This is a genomic window from Streptomyces sp. GESEQ-4, assembly GCF_017948455.1.
Lineage (GTDB): Bacteria > Actinomycetota > Actinomycetes > Streptomycetales > Streptomycetaceae > Streptomyces.
The window spans coordinates 96707-117401 of the sequence record NZ_JAFFSU010000010.1; the positions used below are offsets into that span (position 1 = coordinate 96707).

Sequence of the window (20695 nt, forward strand, 5' to 3'; positions counted from 1 at the left end):
GTTCCTGGTGGCTCGGTGCTGATCAGGGTCAGTATTCGACCGGCAGATTGGCGGGCTTGGCCCCGGTCGGCGGGACCTGAAGGGTCTTCAGCGCGAACTCCATGACCTTCTTGTAGACGGGTCCGCAGATCTGGCCGCCGAAGTAGCTGCCCGCGGTGGCGTTCTGGATGGCGCAGTAGACGGTGATACGGGGCTTGTCGGCCGGCGCGAATCCGGCGAACGACGAGGTGTAGCCGTGGTACTTGCCGGTGGCCGGATCCACGCGGTTGGCGGTGCCCGTCTTGCCCGCGACGCGGTAGCCGGGAATCCGCGCCTTGGTGCCGGTGCCGTCCCGGTCGTCCACGACGGACTCCAGCATCTGGGCGAGCGTCTTGGCCGTCTTCTCGCTGACGACCCTGGTCTTCTCGGGTTTCGCGGCGGGAGTGAACCGGCCGTCGGCGCCCGTGGTGCCGCGGACGAGCGAGGGTTCCACGCGTACGCCGCCGTTGGCGATCGTCGAGTAGACGGACGCCGCCTGCATCGCGTTGAGGGAGACGCCCTGGCCGAAAGGAATCGTGTACTGCTGCGAGGTCGACCACTGGCCGGGCGGCGCGAGGATGCCCTTGGTCTCACCGGGGATGCCGAGCCCGCTGTAGCTGCCGAGGCCGAACTTGCGCAGATAGGAGTACAGGATCCGGTTGGACTCGGCCTGGGTCTTGCCGAGCTGGCCGGTCGCCAGGATGGTGCCGATGTTGCTGGACTTGGCGAGCACGCCGTTCAGCGTCAGATACCAGGTCTCGTGGTCGATGTCGTCCTTGAACAGCCGGTCACCGCGGTGCAGCCGGTTGGGCACGATGACATGCGTCAGCGGGGTCGCCACGTTCTCTTCGAGGACGGCGGCCATCGACATGACCTTGGCGGTGGAGCCGGGCTCGTACGCGTCCTCCAGGGCCCAGTTGTGCAGGGACTCCGCGTCGGCCTGGGAGAGGTCGTTGGGGTCGAAGCCGGGCGAGTTGGCCATGGCGAGGATCTCGCCGGTCTTGGTGTCCTGCACTATCACGTAGCCGCGGTCCGCCTCGGACTCCCGCACCTGCTCGGTGATCGCGTTCTGTGCCGCCCACTGGATGTCGCGGTCGATGGTCAGCTCGACGTCGCTGCCGGGCACGGCCGGCGTCTCGGTCGAGGCGATTGTGGGCACCTGGCGGCCACCGGACTGGGCGTAGCGGATCTTGCCGTCCTTGCCGGCCAGCTCGGCGTTCAGCTGCCGTTCGACACCGCCGCCGCCCTTGCCGTCGGCGTTGACCCAGCCCAGTATCCCGGCGGCCAGCTCGCTGTTGGGGTAGACCCGCTTGCTGGTGGGTTCCGCGAGCACACCCGCGAGGACGTTGACCGTGCTCTTGTCGGACTCGGCCTTGGTCGCCAGCGTGCTCTTCAGGTCCTTGATCTGCTGCCAGACCTGCGGTGTCTGCCGCCGCGCCAGCAGGGCGTAGCGGAGCCCCTTGTTCTCCGGCCTGAGCTTCTTGACCAGGCCGTCCTGGTCCACGCCGAGGATCGGCGCGAGGAGCGCGGCGGCCTGCTCGGGCCCGTCGTCGATCTTGAGCTGCTCACGGCTGAACAGCGTGGGGTCGGCCGTGATGTCGTACGCGTCCTCGCTGGTCGCGAGCGCGACGCCGTTGCGGTCGGTGATCTCGCCGCGTTCGGCGGACAGGGTGCGGCCGACGTACCGGTTCTGCCCGGCCTTGGCGGCCAGGGTGTCGGCGTCGACGGCCTGGACCTGGAGCAGTCGTACGACGAACGCGAGCAGTACGAGGGTCAGCGCGAGGCTGACCATGCGCAGCCGGGGGCGTGGGCTGCCCAGCCGGATGACGCCGGGACGGTGGGAGCGGGCGGCGGCCGGGTTCGGGCGGCGGGCCGGGCGGGCGCCGGGGCCGGGGCGCCGCTGGCCGCTGCCGCGGGGGCGGTCGGGCCGGGCCGGGCCGGGCACGCGGCGGCGCGGCGGTTCCCTGTCGGACACTTCCGTCACCTGCCGAAATTCGTGGTCGGGGTGGGGGCCGGTGCTGCGGGCGCGGCGGGCGTCGTGAGCACCGCGGCGTCCAGGGGGGGGGGGGGCGGGATCGTGGCCGGGCCTGCCGCCGGGTCGGCCGGCAGCGCCTCGGGGGCGAGGACGAGGGGGGCGTACGCGTCGCTCACGACACCCTCGGCGGGTGAGGGGACGCCCTTCACGGTGCCGTCGGGGTCGAGGAAGGCCGGGTCGCCGCCGGGGATCATGCCGAGCTCGCGGGCGCGGCGCTGGAGGGCGTCGGGGGCCGAATAGGCGTCGATGTCCCGCTGCAGGGCCTGTTCCTCGTCGGTGAGGCTCTGGGTCTCTTTCTGCAGGTCGTCGAGTCTGAACGCCCCTTCGCTGAGCGCCGAGTTCAGCACCAGGAGTCCGATGAGGCCGCCGCCGAGGAGGAGGACGACCAGGAGGACGAAGGGGGTGCGGGCGGCCTGGTTGCGGCCTCCGGCTCCTGGGATGAGGCGTGCGAGACGGGCCGCACGCCCCCTCAGTTGGGGTTTCCTACTCACTCGCCCTCCCCCGAGTCCGGTTCCCCAACCGACTCACCCACCTGCGAGTCCGGTTTTCCAACCCACTCATGCCCCTCACGCCCCTACTCAACGTCTTCCCTGACGCGCTGGGCTCCGCGCAGTCGCGCCGGTGCCGCTCGCCGGTTCTCGGCGATCTCGTCCTCGGTGGGAAGTTCGGCACCGCGGGTGAGCAGCTTGAGCCGCGGCTGGTAGCGCTCGGGGACGACCGGCAGTCCGGGGGGCGCGGTGGTGGCGGCGCCGGCCGCGAACACCTGCTTGACCAGCCGGTCCTCCAGCGAGTGGTACGCCAGCACGGCGATCCGTCCGCCCACGTCGAGCACCTTCACGGCGGCCGGGATCGCCCGCTCCAGGACGGAGAGTTCCCCGTTGACCTCGATCCGCAGAGCCTGGAAGGTGCGCTTGGCCGGGTTGCCGCCGGTGCGCTTGGCGGCCTGCGGCAGCGCGTCCCGGATCAGTTCCACGAGCCGGGCGCTGTTGCTGAACGGCTCCTTCTCGCGCTCCCGCACGATCGCGGAGACGATCCGCTTGGCCTGCTTCTCCTCGCCGTACATCCGCAGGATCCGGACGAGTTCGCCCGCCGGGTAGGTGTTGAGGACCTCGGCGGCGCTGATGCCGGTCGTCTGGTCCATGCGCATGTCCAGCGGCGCGTCCTGGGCGTAGGCGAAGCCGCGGTCGGCCTCGTCGAGCTGCATGGAGGAGACGCCGAGGTCGAAAAGGACGCCCTGCACGCGCGCGATGCCGAGCCGTTCCAGTACGTCCGGCAGCTCGTCGTACACGGCGTGCACCAGGGTGGCCCGCTCGCCGAAGGGGGCGAGCCGCTCGCCGGACAGGCGCAGGGCCTCCTTGTCCCGGTCGAGGGCGACGAGCCGCGCCTCGGGGAACTGCCTGAGCAGGGCTTCGCTGTGGCCGCCGAGGCCGAGCGTGCAGTCGACGACCACCGCTCCGGGGGCCTGGAGGGCGGGGGCCAACAGGTCCAGGCACCGCTGGAGCATCACCGGGACGTGTCGATCGCTCAAGGGGCCCTCTCAGATCCGGCGGGCCCGTACGCACCGCCGGGTCCCCGCCCGCTCGAGAAGGGGAAGGCCTGCCGGCGCCGGAAGCGTCAGCCGACCGGGAGCGGGAGGAGGCCGAGCCGTGCGTACGCGCCGCGCACGCGAGGAGATCTCCGGAACATCACCGGGGTCTCCGGGGAATTCAGTCCAGCAGGGAGAGCCTCGCCTCCCGCTTCGCGTCACTTTAGTCCACGCTGTCTCGCGGTCAATCAACCGGCCTGCGCGTCGCGGCTCGGGGCGCGCAGGAAGCGGCCGGGCGCGGAAACCCACTCGTCCGGGCGATCCCCGGTCACGCTTGTGGGTTACCTCACAACAAGGTTCATTGAGGTTCTTTGTCCTCTCTCACAGCAAGCCCGAAACGGACGTGACCAGTACCGTCATGGGTATGACGACCTCCGCATCAGTTCCCGCTGGACCCGAAGGCGCCATATCGAGTGGCACCGTCACCGATCGCCTCATAGAGGCCAACGCGCGGTACGCCGCCGCGTTCACCGACCCGGGTATGGACGCCCGTCCCGTGCTGCGAGTCGCCGTGGTGGCCTGTATGGACGCCCGCCTCGACCTGCACGACGCGCTCGGCCTCGACCTGGGTGACTGCCACACCATCCGCAACGCGGGCGGCGTGGTCACCGACGACGTGATCCGCTCCCTGACCATCAGCCAGCGCGCGCTCGGCACCCGCAGCGTCGTTCTCATCCACCACACCGGCTGCGGCCTGGAGACCCTCACCGAGGAGTTCCGGCACGACCTGGAGATGGAGGTCGGCCAGCGGCCCGCCTGGGCGGTGGAGGCCTTCCGGGATGTCGACCAGGACGTACGGCAGTCGATGCAGCGCGTGCGCACCTCGCCGTTCCTGCTGCACACCGACGACGTCCGGGGCTTCGTGTTCGACGTGAAGACGGGCCGGCTGCGTGAGATCGACCCCGCGTAACCGGCCGCGGCGCCCTCGGAACCGCCGCCAAAGCTGTCGTTTCGCTGTTGATTTCAGGTTCTGCGGTGCCCAAACGGTCATAAGACCGGCAAATCGCGGCCAGTTGTCCACAGTCGAGTGACACGAATCGGTAACGGCAGCAAGAATGCGGGTGTGGCGTCACGCGGAACTATTCACGCGTGGTGTCCGTGTTCCAGGGGTGGGCCGGTCCGCAGCACAGCGCGACGGCCCGGACAGAACGGGCCGAGGAGGGCCGGGTGACGACCTATGACGATCGAGCGAGCCTCACTGATCTGACCGCCACTGTGGAGCGTGTCCGCAGTTCGGTGGAAGGAGTGATCGAGGGCAAGCCCGAGGTCGTACGGCTTTCGCTGACCGTACTGCTCGCCGAGGGGCATCTTCTGATCGAAGACGTTCCAGGTGTGGGCAAGACAATGCTGGCCAAGGCGTTGGCACGGTCCATCGACTGTTCGGTGCGGCGTATCCAGTTCACGCCCGACCTGCTGCCCTCGGACATCACAGGTGTGTCCATCTGGGATCAGCAGCGCCGTGACTTCGAGTTCAAGCCCGGCGCGATCTTCGCGCAGATCGTGATCGGCGACGAGATCAACCGCGCCTCGCCGAAGACGCAGTCCGCGCTGCTGGAGTCCATGGAGGAGCGCCAGGTCACCATCGACGGACAGACCTATGAGCTGCCGAGCCCCTTCATGGTGGTGGCCACGCAGAACCCGGTCGAGATGGAGGGCACCTACCCGCTGCCGGAGGCCCAGCGCGACCGCTTCATGGCCCGTGTCTCCATCGGCTACCCGAGCGCGGACGCCGAGCTGCAGATGCTGGACGTGCACGGCGGGGTGAACCCCCTGGACGACCTCCAGCCGGTGGCCCATGCGCACGAGATCGTGAAGCTGGTCGAGGCCGTGCGCGAGGTGCACGTAGCCGAAACGGTCCGGCGGTACGCCGTCGAGCTGGTCGCCGCCACGCGCAACCACCCCGACCTCAGACTCGGCGCCTCCCCGCGCGCGACGCTGCACCTGCTGCGCGCGGCGAAGGCGTCGGCCGCCCTCAGCGGCCGGGAGTACGCGCTGCCGGACGACATCCAGGCCCTCGCCGTGGCCGTCCTGGCCCACCGGCTGCTGCCCACCGCCCAGGCCCAGCTGAACCGCCGTACGGCGGAGCAGGTCGTGCAGGAGATCCTGCAGCGCACCCCGGTTCCCGCGGCGCCCCAGCAGCAGCCCGGCATCGGTCTGGCCCACGGCGCGACCGCGTACGGCCAGCAGCCGCCGCGGAGGCTGTGATGACCACCGGTGGCACTCCGCACGCGACGGAGGACGACCGGGGCGAGAAGGGCGGTGTGCGCACGGCGCTGGCGGGGCTGAGCACGCGGGGACGCTCCTTCCTGGCCGCCGGAGTGGCGGCGGCGATCTGCGCGTACGTCCTGGGGCAGAGCGATCTGCTGCGGGTCGGCCTGCTGCTGGCCGCGCTGCCCCTGGTCTGCGCGACCGTGCTCTACCGCACCCGCTACCGGGTCGCCGGCAGCCGCCGGCTCTCCCCCGCGCGCGTGCCCGCCGGCAGCGAGGCCCGGGTCCATCTGCGGATGGACAACGTCTCGCGGCTGCCCACCGGCCTGCTGATGCTCCAGGACCGGGTGCCCTACGTCCTCGGCCCGCGCCCCCGGTTCGTCCTGGACCGGGTGGAGGCGGGCGGCCGGCGCGAGGTGTCCTACCGCGTCCGCTCCGACCTGCGTGGCCGCTACCCGCTCGGGCCCCTGCAACTGCGCCTGACCGACCCGTTCGGCATGTGCGAACTGACCCGGTCCTTCTCGACGTACGACACCCTGACCGTCATCCCGCGCGTGGAACCGCTGCCGCCGGTGCGGCTCACCGGCGAGGCGAAGGGATACGGCGACGGGCGGCAGCGCTCCCTGGCGCTGGCCGGCGAGGACGACGTGATCCCGCGCGGGTATCGCTACGGCGACGATCTGCGCCGGGTGCACTGGCGCCTGACCGCGCGCTACGGCGAGTTGATGGTGCGCCGCGAGGAGCAGCCGCAGCGCTCCCGGTGCACGGTGCTGCTCGACACCCGGGGCCTCGCCTATCAGGGCGCGGGCCCCGACTCGGCCTTCGAGTGGGCGGTGTCCGGTGCCGCGTCCGTGCTGGTGCACATGCTCGAACGGGGCTTCTCGGCGCGGCTGTTGACGGACACCGGCACCTCGGTGCCCGGCGAGGGCGCCGAGGGGTTCGCGGGCGCGAGCCAGGAGTCGGCGGACGCGGCCGGGCTGATGATGGACACCCTCGCGGTGGTCGATCACTCCGACGGCGCGGGTCTGTCGCGCGCGTACGACGTGCTGCGCGGCGGCAACGAGGGACTGCTGGTGGCCTTCCTCGGCGATCTCGACGAGGAGCAGGCCGCGGTGGCCGCGAAGATGCGCCAGCGCAGCGGAGGCGCGGTCGCCTTCCTCCTGGACAGTGACACGTGGGTGCGGGAACCGACCGATGTCCCCGGGCCGTTGGACGGTAGCGAGGAGCGGCTGCGGATGCTGCGTGAGGCCGGCTGGACAGCGGTGAGCGTGCCGCGGGGCGCTTCGCTGAACGAGCTGTGGCGTCGGGCGGACCGCGAGCGCACCGGTCTGGCCGCCGCCGGCGGGGAGGGGCGGTCATGAGCGGACGGGCACGACTGGCGCTGTGCGCCTGGGCGGCCACGCTGATGTCGGCGTGCGCCCTGCTGCCGCTGGTCGACCCGGCGACCTGGCTGCTGCAGGCGGCCTTCCTGCTGGCGATCCAGACGGGCGTGGGCGCGGCGACCCGGCGCGTGCCGCTGGCCCGGCCGCTGACCGTGGCCGTGCAGGTGCTGGTCACGCTGATGCTGCTGACCCTCGCCTTCGTCCGTGAGCAGGCCCTCGTCGGCCTGATCCCCGGGCCGGACGCCTTCCAGCAGTTCGGCGTGCTGCTGCAGCAGGGCGCGGACGACATCAACCGCTACTCGATCCCGGCACCGCTGAACCCCGGCATCCGGCTGATGCTGGTCGGCGGCGTCCTGATCATCGGGCTGGCGGTGGACGTCCTCGCGGTGACGTTCCGCGCCGCGGCCCCGGCCGGACTGCCGCTGCTCGCGCTGTACTCGGTCGCCGCGGGGCTCTCCGACGGCGGCGCCGACTGGCTGTGGTTCCTGGTCGCCGCCGCGGGCTACCTGACGCTGCTCCTCGCCGAGGGACGTGACCGGCTCTCCCAGTGGGGCCGGGTCTTCGGCGGGGCCCCGCGCACCCCTGGCGTGGAGTCCGGGGGCGCGGTGGCACCGATCCGCACCGGCAGACGCATCGGCGTGGTCGCGCTCGGCCTCGCCCTGGTGGTGCCGCTGGCCCTGCCCGCGATGAACGGCGGCCTGCTGGACGGCGCCGGGACGGGCGTCGGCTCCGGCAACGGAGGCGGCGGCACGATCTCCGCGGTCAACCCACTGGTCTCCCTGCGCGACAGTCTGAACGTGGACGAGGACCGCCAGGTCCTGTCCCTGCGTACCGTCCCGGAAGACGCCTCGGACCTGTATCTGCGGATCGTGTCCCTGGACGAGTTCGACGGCACGACGTGGAAGCCGGCCCGACGCGATATCAACGCCGTGCCGGACGAGTTCCCGACACCGATCGGCCTCGGGTCCGACGTCCGGCGCTCGGTGGTCCAGAGCCGCATCACGGCGGCCGACTGGTACGCCCAGGACTGGCTGCCGATGCCGTACCCGCCGAGCGGCGTCGACATCGACGGCACCTGGCGGTACGAACCCGTGGGCATGACCCTGGTCGGCGACCGCGGCCAGAGCACCCGCGGCCAGACGTACGAGGTGACGAGCCTCGACGTGCAGCCGACGGCGGATCAGCTGGCCTCGGCCCCGGAGGCCGAACCGCCTCTGAAGCGCGAGTACACCCAGCTGCCCGACTCGCTGCCGGCGGTGGTGTCCGAGACCGCCCGCGAGGTCACCGAGGGTTCGGAGAACCACTACGAGCAGGCGGTCAAGCTGCAGGAGTACTTCTCGCTGACCGGCGGCTTCCAGTACGACACCCAGGTGCAGGTCGGCAGCGGCTCCGCGGCGATCGCCCGCTTCCTCAAGGACAAGCAGGGCTTCTGCGTCCACTTCTCCTTCGCGATGGCGGCGATGGCCCGCAGCCTGGGCATACCCGCCCGGGTGGCGGTGGGCTTCGCGCCCGGTTCACAGCAGGCGGACGGTTCGGTGTCGGTGTCGCTGAGGGACGCGCACGCCTGGCCCGAGCTGTACTTCGAGGGCGTGGGCTGGACCCGCTTCGAGCCGACTCCGACGCGGGGTACGACGCCGGAGTACACGCAGCCGGACGCCCCCGGCAGCACGCTTCCGGAGGTGTCACAGCCGACCCAGTCCACGAGCGCCGCGCCGTCCGCGTCGACGTCGGCGAGCGAGTCCTGCACGCCGGAGCAGAAGAAGCTGCAGGCCTGCCCGAGCGAGTCCCAGGCGGCGGCACTGACCAGTGGCGACGACGGCCCGAGATGGTACGTCGTCCTGGCCTGGATCCTCGGCGGGCTCGCGGCGGTGGCGATCCCGTTGGCGCCGATGCTGTGGCGGCTGCGCATCCGGTCCGTACGGCTGGGGGCGCACGACCGCAGCGAGGCCGGCACGGCGCTGCACACCCTGTCCGTCTGGCAGGAACTGACGGACACCGCCTGGGACTTCGGCATCTCGCCGGAGGAGTCGCAGACTCCGCGCAAGGCGGCGGCCCGTATCGTCCGGCTCGGTCAGCTCGATCCGACAGCCGCGGCCTCGGTGCACCGGGTGGCGGACGCGGTGGAGCAGGTGCTCTACGCCCCGCACCCACGCCCGACGGCGGGCCTCGCGGACGATGTCCGCCGGGTGATCGGCACCCTGCGGAGCACCGTCGACCGCGGCACCAAGCTGCGCGCGCTGTTCGTCCCACGGTCGGCCGTACGGGTGGTGTGGGCGGCGTCGGCCTGGTGGTCCGGCCTCACGGCACGCGCGGCGGCCGCACGACCGACTCTGCGCAAGCCGTCGGGGCAGCAGAGCTGAGCGCTTGGGCCTGTCCGGCGCCGGGATGATCCGCCGGACAGGCCCTGAGCTGCGCCCGGTCGCGAAATCTGGCTGAATCCACTCCCTCGGCCCCGCCCTCCGAAGCCTCAGCGCCTCGGAGGGCGGGGTCCTTCGCGTGCTGGACTGCGGCCGGACCGCGACCGGAGGGCATGCGTGAGGGGGTGACCACCCAATGGTGGGCACCCCCTCACGCCATGCTCAGAAGAGTATGGGCGTGGAGCTAATGGCCGCCGCCCTGTTCATCCCGGCGGCGCTGCCAACGCTGTTCGATACGGTCCATCATGGAGCGCCGCTGCCGTCCCTGACGGCTCGCGGGCTGGGCACCCGCGGCAGGCTGCTCACCCGGCTTGGGGGCCTTGCGCCAGCCGGTCACGGCGAGTACCGCACAGCCCAGCATGACGAGGAAGCCCACCACGCTGAGCCAGACCTGCTTGGCGACCATTCCTGCCATGAGGAGCGCGATACCTACGAGGAAGCCCGCGACCGCCTGGTAGACCCGTCGCCGGGTATACGTGCGCAGCCCGCTTCCCTCAAGCGCTGTCGCGAACTTGGGATCTTCGGCGTACAGCGCTCGCTCCATCTGCTCGAGCATTCGCTGCTCGTGCTCCGAGAGCGGCACGGAGTCCTCCTCATCGTGCAGTCGCCGGGGCGACCCGGGGGGTCCCTTCAGGATAGGCAGGGAATCGCCCCCGTGAAACCCGCCCCTCTACGCCAATTGGCAACCGGAATCCGCCATGGACGTCCCGGCCCACTGAGACTTCCATTCCCCAGGAGCCGACCCGTCATGCCGGGCGGTCTCCCTCGATCATACGGCGCAGAGCGCCCGATCGGGGGGCCTGTGGCGTACTCCATGTGCAGCCAAGTCCCTGATCAGCGCCTCACCACGGGAGATGGCTCAGGCCTCGAGCGCACCCCGGGTCTCACCGAGCACATGAAGCTGCGTGGCCACGGAGTGGAACGCCGGGAGCTCGGCGGCGGCCGCCTCCAGCCTGAGCAGCGCGTCCAGGGCACCGGGCTCGGTGTCCACGAGCGCGCCGGGGACCAGGTCGGCGAAGACGCGTACGCCGTGCACGGCGCCCACGCTCAGGCCCGCGGCCTCGACCAGATCGGTGAGCTGGTTCACGGTGAAGCGGCGCGGCATGGGGTCGCCGGCGCCCCAGCGGCCGTCGGGGTCGTCGAGGGCCTGTCGGGCTTCCTTGAAGTGCCCGGCGAGCGCCCGCGCGAGCACGGCGCCGCCGAGGCCGGCGGCGAGCAGGCTCAGGACGCCGTCGGGGCGCAGGGCGGCCACGGCGTTGCGGACGCCCTCGGCCGGGTCGTCCACGTACTCCAGGACTCCGTGGCACAGCACGCCGTCGTAGCCGCCCCGCTCGACCACGTCGAAGAGGCCGTGGACGTCGCCCTGGACGCCCTGCACACGGTCGGCGACGCCGGCCTCGGCGGCGCGGCGCTCCAGGGCGAACAGCGCGTTCGGGCTGGGGTCGACGACGGTGACGCGGTGGCCGAGGCGGGCCACGGGCACCGCGAAGTTGCCGCTGCCGCCACCGGTGTCGAGGACGTCCAGCACCTGACGTCCCGTGGCCTTCACCCGGCGGTCGAGGGCGTCCTGGAGGACCTCCCAGACCACCGCGGTACGGAGCGAGCCACGGGGGCGAGAGGGGTCGGAGCGCAGCGGCGTCGATTCGGGGCGGTGGGAGACGGGCGGGCGCATCGGGTCCGACACGGCAGTTGACTCCTCGGCGCGGCACCGCCTCACGCGGCGGAGCGAACGGGCTGCCTCCCCGGTCCCGGCAACGGGCGAAGGAAGGCGTCAGGCGCCCTCCACCCTATTGCCTCCGGCACCGCACCTGGTCACTGCAGTGCGCGGCATCGCGTCGCGCTGAGCGCCCGGCTCCGGGGGCACGCCTAGTTGACCCGCGCCCGGGCAGAACCCCGTCTGCTCAGCTTGCCCCGCCCGGAAAGGAGCCCCTGTCAGCCCGCGTCCGGCATGTCCCGTGGATCGGCGCGCGCCTCCTCCTCCGGCTGGTCTCCGTCCTGGCGTGGCTGTGGGAGGACCGGCTGGAGGACCAGCATCCGCTCGACCAGGCGGAGGAACATCCCCACGTCGCGTATCAAGTCGTCGGCGTCGCGGCGGGTGGCCGCGCCCTGGATGCCGGCCTCGGCCCGGGCACGGCGCCGGGCTCCGGAGGCGAACAGGGCGCTCCATTCGGTGAGCTCGGGCGCGATTTCGGGGAGCACTTCCCATGCGCTCCTGATGCGGGCCCGGCGTCGCGAGGTGGGCTCCGGGCGCCCGCGGGCGGCGAGCACGGCGGCGGCGGTGCGCAGAGCCGCGAGGTGGGCGGTCGCATAGCGCTCGTTCGGCGTTTCCAGAACGGCGGCCTCGTCCAGTCCGGCACGGGCCTGGGCGAGCAGGTCGAGGGCGGCGGGCGGGGCCGTGGCCCGGCGCAGTACGGGGTGCACGTCGCTCGCCGGGCCGGTCAGTGAGGGGGCAGGGCCGGAGGCGCGGCGCCGACGGGCGGCTGCTGCGTGATAGCTGGCCATGACGAACCTCCTGTCGTCTGTGGTCGGCACGCTATGAGGTGCCGTATGTGCCCATCGTGAGGTATGGCACTGACAATCCGTTCTGACCTGGGCTTTTGCTTCGATCGACAGTTCGGGTTAACTTTTGCACTGACCAGTCAGTTCAATTACCGAAGTTGGGGGGAGCCATGGGCGGACTCGCTGTCATGGCCCGGGACTTCGGCCTCGAGGGACCCCGCGGCTGGGCTTTCCGCGGGGTCTCCTTCGAGGCGGGGCCCGGCTCACTCGTCGCGGTCGAGGGGCCGTCCGGGTCCGGGCGCACCTGCTTGCTGCTCGCACTCACCGGACGGATGAAGGCCACGGAAGGGGTGGCCGGAGTCGGCGAGTTCGGGCTGCCGAAGCGGATGGCGGCGGTACGGCGGGTCAGCGCGCTGGCACACGTCCCCGGTGTCACCGACCTCGACCCGGCCCTGACCGTCGGGGAGCACCTGCGCGAACGGGCGCTGCTGCAGCGCCGGTTCGGCGACTCTCTGCGTGCTCTGACCCAACCCCGGGCGGCTCGGATCACCGAGGCCCGGCTGCGGATCGACGCCGCCCTGGCCGCCGTAGGACTGGATCGGGAGGCGCTGCCCAAGGGTTCCCGGACGGCCGTTCGCGATCTGGAGCGTCTGGAGGCGCTGCGGTTGTCCCTGGCCCTGGCCCTCATCGGGCGCCCGCAACTGCTGGGCGTCGACGACGTCGATCTCAAGCTGTCGGACGCCGAGCGGGAGGAGGTCTGGGGGCTGCTGCGGTCCCTCGCCGCGTCGGGGACCACGGTCGTGGCGGTATGCAGTCAGGCCCCGGAAGACGTGCTCATGGTGACCACACGCGAGGAGGGGGAAGCCGATGCGCTCGCCACGACTGGCCGCGCTTGAACTGCGGCGGTTCGGCAGGGGGAAGCTGCCGCGCGCCGCGCTGGTCGCGCTCCTGCTGCTGCCGCTGCTGTACGGCGCGCTGTACCTGTGGTCGTTCTGGGATCCGTACGGCCGTCTGGACCGGATCCCGGTGGCGCTCGTGAACGACGACAAGGGGGCGACGGCCGACGGCAGGAAGCTCACCGCGGGCGAGGACATCACGGAGGGGCTGCGCGACAGCAAGGTCTTCGACTGGCGCGAGGTGAGTGCCGACGAGGCCCGGGCGGGGGTCGAGGACGGCACGTACTACCTGTCATTGACCATGCCCGCCGACTTCAGTGCACGTATCGCGTCCAGTGCGGGCGAGTCGCCCGAGACGGGCGCGCTTCAAGTACGGACGAACGACGCGAACAACTACATCGTCGGGCAGATCTCGCGGACTGTGTTCGGCGAGGTGCGCCAGGCCGCGTCCACGAAGGCGTCGCGGTCCTTCCTCGACAAGATCTTCATCTCGTTCTCCGACATCCACGGGCAGACGGTCAAGGCGGCGAACGGGGCCGACAGGCTCAAGGGCGGCATCGGCAAGGCGGAGAAGGGCTCCAAGGATCTCGCGGCGGGTCTGAAGGACGCCAAGGACGGCAGCGGCAAGCTCTCCAAGGGCCTCACGAAGCTCACTAAGGGCGCGGGTGACCTGGAGGACGGCTCGGAGCAGGTCGCGGCGGGCACGCAGACACTCGCCGACAAGGTCAACGGGGTCGACGCCAGGATCGGGCCCTTCCTGAAGGGCAACGAGGAGACCATCGGTGACACCGCCCGGCTGGTCGCCGACTCGTCCGGCGCGATCCGCAACCACCTCGGGGCCCTGGTGAAGGCCGCGCCGGTCGCCTCCAAGGGCGCCCACGCGGGCGCCGAGACGCTGGACGGCATCCACAAGAGGCGCTGCGAGGACGCCGTCCTGGCCGACGCCGCCTGCGCCGATCTGAAGAAGGCCGAGCAGGCCGCGACCGACGTGGCGAAGATCGCCGACGACCTCAACACGCTGATCGCCGACCAGGACGGCGACCTGAAGAAGCTCGACAAGAACCTCGCCACGCTCCAGAAGCAGGCCCAGGCACTCGCCGACCGCGCGCCGCACCTCTCCGAGGACCTCGACGACGCCGTCACCAAGATCAACGACCTCAACAAGGGCGCCGCGAAGGTCGCCGCGGGTGCCAAGAAGCTGCACTCGGGGCTCGGGACCTCCAAGACCGGCGCGACCGACCTGGACGAGGGCGTCGGGGAGCTCAGGACCGGCGCGGACGACCTCAGGGGCGGCATGTACAAGCTCGTCGACGGCTCGGGGAAGCTCGCGGGCGGGCTGCACGACGGCGCCGAGCAGATCCCCGACTACGGCACGCGCGACCGCGACCGGCGCACCCAGGTGATGGCGGACCCGGTCCGGCTCGTCTCCGAGGACCTGCACAAGGCGCCCAACTACGGCACCGGTTTCGCCCCGTACTTCATCCCGCTGTCCCTGTGGGTGGGCGCGATGGTGGCCTACATGCTGATCACGCCGATGAACCGGCGTGCGCTCGCCGCCGGTGCCTCGGCCTGGCGGATCGCGCTGGCCGGCTGGCTGCCGGTGGTGGCGATCGGGGTGCTCCAGACCGTCGCCCTGGTCGCGGTGCTGCACTGGGCGGTCGGCCTGGAGATGGCGCGGGCGGCCGGGACGGTGGGCTTCCTGTTCCTGGTGGCGGCCTGCTTCGCGGCGATCGTGCAGTGGCTGAACGCCCGCTTCGGAGCGGCGGGCCGGATTCTCGTCCTCGCGTTCCTGATGCTCCAGCTGACGTCCGCGGGCGGCACGTACCCGGTGCAGACCAGTCCGGGCTTCTTCAACGCGATCCACCCGTTCCTGCCGATGAGTTACGTCGTCGAGGCCCTCAGGAGGCTCATCACGGGCGGCGGACTGGAACCGGTGTGGCACGCGTGCGTGGTGCTCACCGCCTTCACCGCGGGCGCCCTGGCCCTGACCGCCCTGTCGGCCCGCCGCCGCCAGGTGTGGACACTGGACCGGCTGCACCCGGAGCTGACCCTGTGAGCCCCGCGGTGACGCCTCCGGTGACTCCTCGGGGGACGGCTCCTGTGAGAATCAGGGCCATGGAACGCAGCAGCGCCACGTCGGGCGTCAGTACGCGCCGCGAGGCCACCCGGCAGAAGCTCTACGAGGCGGCCGTCACGCTCATCGCCGAGCAGGGCTTCTCCGCCACCACCGTGGACGAGATCGCCGAACGCGCAGGGGTCGCGAAGGGCACGGTCTACTACAACTTCGCCAGCAAGTCGGTCCTCTTCGAGGAGTTGCTGCGGCACGGCGTGGGGCTCCTCACCGCCTCCCTTCGGGAGGCGGCCGACAGCACGGCGCGGGAGGGCGGCAGCAAGGTCGACGCCCTGGACGCGATGATCCGGGCCGGGCTCGTCTTCATCGACCGCTATCCGGCGTTCACCCAGCTGTATGTGGCCGAGCTGTGGCGCACCAACCGGTCCTGGCAGTCCACCCTGATGGTGGTACGGCAGCAGGCCGTGGCGGTCGTCGAGGACGTGCTGCGCGCCGGCATCGAGGGCGGGGAGTTCAGCGACGAGATCGACATCCCGCTGACCGCGTCCGCGCTGGTCGGCATGGTGCTGGTGGCCGCGCTGGACTGGCAGGCCTTCCAGCCGGAACGGTCACTGGACGATGTGCACGCGGCGCTCTCGCGGCTGCTCCAGGGGCGCGTGAGCGGCGGGAAATAGACGCCGGCGGAAGGCGGTAGGGGCCAACGGCCCGGCAGTAGGCGCAATGGAAAGCGCCGGTCCGATATGGCCGCGTCCCCCGCGGGCCAGCATCGAACCGGCGCTTCCTCGTGCTCCCCCGTTGTCCCCCGTGTCCCCCGTTGGACCCCGTTTCGGTCGTTCCCCCGGGTCCCCCGTCTCGCTCCCGCCGACCGGGGCCGGCGGAAGGAGCGGATCGTGGCTCCGCTCCGTTCCGGCGCCCCGTGTCGCCGGTGCCGGAGCCGAGCCCCTTTCCGTGCCCCCACTCTCTCGTTCTCGCAGGTTGGGCCCCATCCGCGCGCGTACTCATCTCCCTCGCTAGGTACGTGTACTCAGTCCTGCGCACGCGGGCCCAGGTACTCCCTCCGGCCCGGGGCCGCTGGTGTCCGGGCCGAGGCGACCGACCTGGCCGAGGCGAGCAAGACCTCCCGCGACGGCATTGTCAGTGGCGGCCGATAAAGTCCCTGGCATGGCACGAATTGCGGTGATCGGCGCCGGGATGGGCGCGCTGGCGGCTGCCGCCCGGCTGGCCGTCGCGGGCCACCGGGTGGCGGTGTACGAGCGGACGGAGACGTACGGCGGTGCGGTGCGCCGCCTCGAGCGCGACGGGTTCGCCTTCGACACCGGCCCCGGGACGCTGCCGCTGCCCGCGGTCTACCGCGATCTGTTCCTCAAGACCGGCAAGGAGCCGCTGGAGGCATGCGTCGAGCTGACCCAGGTCGACCCGTCGGCGCGGCACGTCTTCGCGGACGGCACCGAGGTGTCCCTGCCGAACGCCTCGCGCGCGGGCGTCGTCGCGGCGTTGGACGAGGCGCTGGGCGCCGGCGCGGGCGCCCGCTGGGGCGACTTCCTGGTCCGGGCACGCGAGGCCTGGGACCGCACGCGCCGGCCGCTCTTGGAGGAGCCCCTGTGGCCGAACTGGTCGGTGCTGGCCGAGCGCGAGCCCTACCCGGCGGTCCCGCACAAGCGCCTGCTGCGCACTCGCCGGGCCGGCACGCTCGCCGAGATCGCCGCCTGGGAGCTGCGCGACCCCCGGCTCACCGCCCTGCTGGAGAGCCACGCGCTCGCGTACGGCCTGGATCCGCGCGTCGCCCCGGCGAGTGCGGCCGTGCTGCCCTACATGGAGCATGCGTTCGGCACCTGGTATGTCCGCGGCGGTATGCGGGAGTTGGCGCGCGCCGTGTACGAGCGGTGTCTGTCACGCAGGGTCGAGTTCCACTTCGGTGCCGAGGTCACCGGGGTCGTGGAGAAGGACGGCCGGGCGGCGGGCGTGGAGCTCGCCGACGGGAGCGTGGCGGAGGCGGACACGGTCGTCGGTAACGGCCCCTGGCGCGTGGCTGATCTGATGCGCGGGCACGCGCTGTACCCACCGGAGGCCATCGAGCCCCACCCCGAGGGCACGGCCCCCGGCCGGGTCGTGGTCTGCCTGGCACTGCGCGGGGCGCGGGAGGCGGGGGCCGCGCACCGCACGGTGGTGCACACCCCGGACCGGGAGGGCGAGTTGGATCTCTTCGGGCTCGGTGAGCCGCCCGCGCGGCCGACGGTCCGGATCGACCGGCCGGACGACCCGGCGCTGCGTCCCGACGACGCCCACGAAGCGGTGGTGCTCACGGCGACGGTGCCGTCCCTGACGCACCACGACTGGACCGCGCCCGGCGCCGCCGACGCCTTCGCGGACCGGATGGTCACCGAGGCCGAGCGCGCGATACCGGGCCTGCGCGAGCGGACACTGTGGCGCGAGGTCCGTACGCCGGAGCACACCCGCCAGGAGACCGGCGCCGAGGGCGGTGGCGTCCCCGCACCCGCGCTGGCCGCAGCGGAGGGGACCATGCTGCACCCGGCCAACAGCACAGCGATACCCGGGCTGTTCACGGTCGGTGGTTGGTCACACCCCGGCGGGGGTCTCCCCCACGCGGGCATGTCGGGCGCACTGGTCGCCGGACTGATCGTCGAGGGACCGGACTTCCGGGGCTCTCAGTGAGCCGGCGGTGAGCTGGAACTGCGGGACCGGCTGAGGGCGGCTCAGAACCGGTACTGCTGCTCGTCGTATCCGTTCCCCTGCGGCTGCCCGTCGCCCTGGTACGGATACGGCTGTTCCTGCGGCAGTTCGCCGCCGTAGGCCTCGTCGGTGCGCTGCTGCGGGACCCAGACACCGCCGGGCGGGGTCTGCGAGCCGTACTCGCCGCCGGCGTACTGGTCCTGGCCGTAGCCCTGCTGGCTGTACTGCTGCTGGCCGCCGTAGGTGGCGTTGGCGTCGTACCCGGAGCCGTCGTAGGTCTGGGTGCCGATGTACGGGTCGGAGTAGGCGGCGTACTGCTGCTGGCCGCCTGCGTCGTAGCCGTACTGCTGCTGGTCGTAGCCCGAGTAGTCGTACGCGTAGGCCTGGTCGGCGCCCTGGGCCGCCGCCGCGTACTGGTCCTGGGTCTGGCCGGCGGCCGCGTACGACGGGTCCGCGCCGGCCGGGTAGGAGGAGGTGTCGGCGTATATGCCGTAGGAACCGGTGTCGTCCGGCAGGGGCTGGGGCTCGTAGACCGAGGTCGTCTCGGCGGCCGTGGGATCGGCGGCGCGAGCCGGGGTGAAGACGTCGTCGCGGTCGTAGTCGTCGTCCTGGCCGTAACCGGCGTTGCCCTGGCCGTACTTGACGCTGTCGGGGCCGTAACCGCCGTCGGCGGCTTGGAGGTCGGTGACCTCCAGCGTCGGCTCCTGGCGGTCCGGTTCACCGCGGCGGCGCTTGCTCGCGCCGAACGACGGGCGGCCGGCCACCGCCCAGCCGGCTGCGAAGCCGCTGCGGAAGGACAGCGTCACGTAGGTCTGGCCGACCGCGAAGGCAGCCGCGCCCAGACCGATGACGATGACGTTGGCGAGCAGCACGCCGAGGACGACGCCGAGGAAGCCGACGAAGGCGAGCACCCGCCAGCGCAGCCGTGCCTTGTACTGCAGCAGCACCTCGCCGAGCAGCCACAGCGCGACGATGCCGAACGCGATGTAGAGGACCGTCCAGCCCATGTACGCCCCTCTCCCAGTGGCCGCTACGCAGTGTGTCGTATACCGGTGTGGCCGGTCTAGGCCTGCGGTGGGTGGTGCAGGCCCAGGTTCTCGTAGATTTCCAGTGTCGCCGTGGAGTTGTTGAGTGTGATGAAGTGCAACCCGGGCACTCCCTCGGCCAGCAGCCGCGCACAGAACTCGGTGGCGAACTCGATCCCGATCGAGCGTACAGCGGCCGGATCGTCTTTTGCTGTGAGGATTCGCTCTTTCAGAACGGCCGGGATGGCGGCGTTGCTGAGCTGCGGCAACCGCTCCAGCATCTTGACGCTGGTGACCGGCATCACCTCGGGAATGACCGGAGTCGAGCAGCCGGCGGCCTCGACACGGTCGCGCAGACGCAGATACGACTCCGGCTGGAAGAACATCTGCGTGATCGCGTAGTCGGCGCCGGCCCGGCACTTGTCGACGAAGTGTGTGACGTCCGTGTCCCAGTCGGCGGAGCGCGGGTGCATCTCCGGGAAGGCGGCGACGCCGACGCAGAAGTCGCCCGACTCCTTGATGAGCTGGACGAGTTCGGCGGCGTAGGTGACGCCCTTCGGGTGCGGTACCCAGTCGCCCATGGGATCGCCGGGCGGGTCGCCGCGCAGGGCCAGCATGTTGCGGATGCCGGCGGCGGCGAACTGGCCGATGACATTGCGCAGCTCGGTGACGGAGTGGTCGACCGCGGTGAGGTGGGCGACCGGCGTGAGGGTGGTGTCGGCGACGATCTGCTCCGTCTCCTTGACCGTGCTCGCGCGCGTGGAGCCGCCGGCGCCGTAGGTCACCGACACGAAGTCGGGGGCGACCGCCTCGACCCTGCGCAGCGCGTTCCACAGGCTCCGCTCGCCCTTGGGGGTCTTCGGCGCGTAGAACTCGAACGAGTACGTCGTCTTGCCTGCTGCGAGCATGTCACGCACGGTGCGTGCGCGGTCAGTCCTGGTGGATGCGGTTCCGAGGGCCATACGGGCAGGTTAGTGGGGGCTGGTCGGTCCCCCAACCGGGCCCCGGAAGTTTGCCCGATTTGTCGTCTTACTGTCCACCCATCGGACAAACATTGCGTTACGCGCTACGCCGCCCTCAGCCGCTTCGCGAACTCCGCCGCCGCGGCCCCCGGATCCGCCGCCTCCGTGATGGCCCGTACGACGACGACCCGGCGGGCACCCGCTTCCAGCACCTCGTCGAGGTTGGCCAGGTCGATGCCGCCGATGGCGAACCAGGGGCGGTCGTTTCCGAGGGCGGCGGTGTGGCGGACCAGGTCGAGGCCGGGGGCGTGGCGGCCGGGCTTGGTGGGGGTGGGCCAGCACGGGCCGGTGCAGAAGTAGTCCACGCCGTCCTGGGCCGCGGCCGCGGTCGCCTCGGACGCGGCGTGTGTCGAGCGTCCGATGAGGATGTCGTCGCCGAGGATCGCCCGGGCCGCCGGGACGGGCAGATCGCCCTGCCCGAGATGGAGTACGTCGGCGCGGACGGCGTGGGCGACGTCCGCCCGGTCGTTGACCGCGAGCAGCTTGCCGTACCGGGCACAGGCGTCGGCGAAGACCTGAAGGTGCTCCAGTTCCTCCGCCGCCTCCATGCCCTTGTCCCGCAACTGCACGATGTCGACGCCGCCCGCCAGAACCGCGTCGAGGAACTCGGGCAGGTCGCCCTGACTCTTGCGGGCGTCCGTGCACAGGTAGACGCGGGCGTCGGCGAGCCGGTCACGCAGCGTGGCGGCGGTGTCGGGCATGGGTGTCCCCTGTTTGTCGGTGATGGTCGATGGCGCACGGGCCGCGGCGCGCGTGCCGTCGCGGGTGGCCGTCGGCTGCCCAGGACCGCTCGCCGGCCGCTGTGGGCCGCACTCGACCGTGGCCGTGGCCCTCGCGGGCCGCGGC

The 20695-nt window shown here is 71.7% G+C and carries 17 protein-coding genes; 8 read left to right on the forward strand and 9 right to left on the reverse strand.

The window, feature by feature from the left end; genetic code table 11:
* Window positions 1-28: 28 nt before the first annotated feature.
* From KCH48_RS20650 to rsmH, 3 genes are all read right to left on the reverse strand, one after another.
* Window positions 29-1993, reverse strand: coding sequence for a penicillin-binding protein 2 (locus tag KCH48_RS20650; RefSeq protein ID WP_307840905.1), 1965 nt, complete (start codon window positions 1991-1993; stop codon window positions 29-31).
* Between the two features lie 5 nt (window positions 1994-1998).
* Window positions 1999-2544, reverse strand: a complete 546-nt coding sequence (locus KCH48_RS20655; RefSeq protein ID WP_210576134.1) for a septum formation initiator family protein — start codon at window positions 2542-2544, stop codon at window positions 1999-2001.
* A gap of 83 nt (window positions 2545-2627) precedes the next feature.
* Entirely contained in the window at window positions 2628-3581 is a 954-nt protein-coding gene (gene rsmH, locus KCH48_RS20660; RefSeq protein WP_282615159.1) for a 16S rRNA (cytosine(1402)-N(4))-methyltransferase RsmH, read from the reverse strand.
* Between the two features lie 421 nt (window positions 3582-4002).
* Here rsmH and KCH48_RS20665 point away from each other — a divergent pair, with 421 nt between their 5' ends.
* The 4 genes from KCH48_RS20665 (at window position 4003) to KCH48_RS20680 (ending at window position 9588) form a co-directional block, all read left to right on the forward strand.
* Window positions 4003-4548 (forward strand): carbonic anhydrase, encoded by a 546-nt coding sequence (locus KCH48_RS20665; RefSeq protein WP_210576135.1) that lies wholly within the window; start codon window positions 4003-4005, stop codon window positions 4546-4548.
* A gap of 257 nt (window positions 4549-4805) precedes the next feature.
* Window positions 4806-5843 (forward strand): MoxR family ATPase, encoded by a 1038-nt coding sequence (locus tag KCH48_RS20670; protein WP_210576136.1) that lies wholly within the window; start codon window positions 4806-4808, stop codon window positions 5841-5843.
* A complete protein-coding gene (locus KCH48_RS20675; RefSeq protein ID WP_210576137.1) occupies window positions 5843-7207 on the forward strand; it encodes a DUF58 domain-containing protein in 1365 nt (454 codons plus the stop codon). The genes KCH48_RS20670 and KCH48_RS20675 overlap by 1 nt, the downstream gene beginning before the upstream one ends.
* Window positions 7204-9588 carry a DUF3488 and transglutaminase-like domain-containing protein gene (locus KCH48_RS20680; RefSeq protein ID WP_210576138.1) on the forward strand — a complete coding sequence of 795 codons (2385 nt, stop codon included), beginning with the start codon at window positions 7204-7206 and terminating at the stop codon, window positions 9586-9588. The genes KCH48_RS20675 and KCH48_RS20680 overlap by 4 nt, the downstream gene beginning before the upstream one ends.
* 241 nt (window positions 9589-9829) lie before the next feature.
* Here KCH48_RS20680 and KCH48_RS20685 read toward each other — a convergent pair whose 3' ends face one another.
* From KCH48_RS20685 to KCH48_RS20695, 3 genes are all read right to left on the reverse strand, one after another.
* Window positions 9830-10228 carry a DUF3040 domain-containing protein gene (locus KCH48_RS20685; RefSeq protein ID WP_210576139.1) on the reverse strand — a complete coding sequence of 133 codons (399 nt, stop codon included), beginning with the start codon at window positions 10226-10228 and terminating at the stop codon, window positions 9830-9832.
* Window positions 10229-10504: 276 nt separating this feature from the next.
* Window positions 10505-11329, reverse strand: a complete 825-nt coding sequence (locus tag KCH48_RS20690; RefSeq protein WP_374104697.1) for a methyltransferase — start codon at window positions 11327-11329, stop codon at window positions 10505-10507.
* Window positions 11330-11577: 248 nt separating this feature from the next.
* Window positions 11578-12147, reverse strand: a complete 570-nt coding sequence (locus KCH48_RS20695; RefSeq protein WP_210576140.1) for an SAV_6107 family HEPN domain-containing protein — start codon at window positions 12145-12147, stop codon at window positions 11578-11580.
* 167 nt (window positions 12148-12314) lie between these two features.
* On the opposite strand from KCH48_RS20695, the gene KCH48_RS20700 reads away from it, so the two are divergent.
* From KCH48_RS20700 to KCH48_RS20715, 4 genes are all read left to right on the forward strand, one after another.
* Window positions 12315-13040: an ATP-binding cassette domain-containing protein gene (locus KCH48_RS20700; RefSeq protein WP_210576141.1), complete on the forward strand. Its 726-nt coding sequence runs from the start codon at window positions 12315-12317 to the stop codon at window positions 13038-13040.
* Window positions 13012-15096, forward strand: coding sequence for a YhgE/Pip domain-containing protein (locus KCH48_RS20705; protein ID WP_210576142.1), 2085 nt, complete (start codon window positions 13012-13014; stop codon window positions 15094-15096). Before KCH48_RS20700 ends, KCH48_RS20705 begins: the two co-directional genes overlap by 29 nt.
* Before the next feature lie 59 nt (window positions 15097-15155).
* The gene (locus tag KCH48_RS20710; protein WP_210576143.1) at window positions 15156-15785 is read left to right on the forward strand and encodes a TetR/AcrR family transcriptional regulator; all 630 of its coding nucleotides are present in this window, start codon (window positions 15156-15158) and stop codon (window positions 15783-15785) included.
* 487 nt (window positions 15786-16272) lie between these two features.
* Complete coding sequence (locus KCH48_RS20715) at window positions 16273-17784, forward strand: NAD(P)/FAD-dependent oxidoreductase (RefSeq protein ID WP_210576144.1); 1512 nt, start codon at window positions 16273-16275, stop codon at window positions 17782-17784.
* Between the two features lie 41 nt (window positions 17785-17825).
* On the opposite strand, the gene KCH48_RS20720 is transcribed toward KCH48_RS20715, so the two are convergent.
* The 3 genes from KCH48_RS20720 to thiE form a co-directional block, all read right to left on the reverse strand.
* On the reverse strand, window positions 17826-18809 hold the full coding sequence (locus KCH48_RS20720; RefSeq protein ID WP_210576145.1) for a hypothetical protein: 984 nt from the start codon (window positions 18807-18809) through the stop codon (window positions 17826-17828).
* A gap of 56 nt (window positions 18810-18865) precedes the next feature.
* Window positions 18866-19789 carry a methylenetetrahydrofolate reductase [NAD(P)H] gene (metF, locus tag KCH48_RS20725; RefSeq protein WP_210576146.1) on the reverse strand — a complete coding sequence of 308 codons (924 nt, stop codon included), beginning with the start codon at window positions 19787-19789 and terminating at the stop codon, window positions 18866-18868.
* 104 nt (window positions 19790-19893) lie between these two features.
* On the reverse strand, window positions 19894-20550 hold the full coding sequence (gene thiE, locus KCH48_RS20730) for a thiamine phosphate synthase (RefSeq protein ID WP_210576147.1): 657 nt from the start codon (window positions 20548-20550) through the stop codon (window positions 19894-19896).
* Window positions 20551-20695 lie beyond the last annotated feature (145 nt).

Excerpts from the sequence above, each read along its gene's own strand:
- KCH48_RS20665 (WP_210576135.1), top strand. The coding sequence starts at position 4,003 with ATGACGACCTCCGCATCAGTTCCCGCTGGACCCGAAGGCGCCATATCG.
- KCH48_RS20675 (WP_210576137.1), top strand. The coding sequence starts at position 5,843 with ATGACCACCGGTGGCACTCCGCACGCGACGGAGGACGACCGGGGCGAG.
- KCH48_RS20680 (WP_210576138.1), top strand. The coding sequence starts at position 7,204 with ATGAGCGGACGGGCACGACTGGCGCTGTGCGCCTGGGCGGCCACGCTG.
- KCH48_RS20695 (WP_210576140.1), bottom strand. The coding sequence starts at position 12,147 with ATGGCCAGCTATCACGCAGCAGCCGCCCGTCGGCGCCGCGCCTCCGGC.
- KCH48_RS20700 (WP_210576141.1), top strand. The coding sequence starts at position 12,315 with ATGGGCGGACTCGCTGTCATGGCCCGGGACTTCGGCCTCGAGGGACCC.
- KCH48_RS20705 (WP_210576142.1), top strand. The coding sequence starts at position 13,012 with ATGCGCTCGCCACGACTGGCCGCGCTTGAACTGCGGCGGTTCGGCAGG.
- KCH48_RS20710 (WP_210576143.1), top strand. The coding sequence starts at position 15,156 with ATGGAACGCAGCAGCGCCACGTCGGGCGTCAGTACGCGCCGCGAGGCC.
- KCH48_RS20715 (WP_210576144.1), top strand. The coding sequence starts at position 16,273 with ATGGCACGAATTGCGGTGATCGGCGCCGGGATGGGCGCGCTGGCGGCT.
- KCH48_RS20720 (WP_210576145.1), bottom strand. The coding sequence starts at position 18,809 with ATGGGCTGGACGGTCCTCTACATCGCGTTCGGCATCGTCGCGCTGTGG.
- metF (WP_210576146.1), bottom strand. The coding sequence starts at position 19,789 with ATGGCCCTCGGAACCGCATCCACCAGGACTGACCGCGCACGCACCGTG.
- thiE (WP_210576147.1), bottom strand. The coding sequence starts at position 20,550 with ATGCCCGACACCGCCGCCACGCTGCGTGACCGGCTCGCCGACGCCCGC.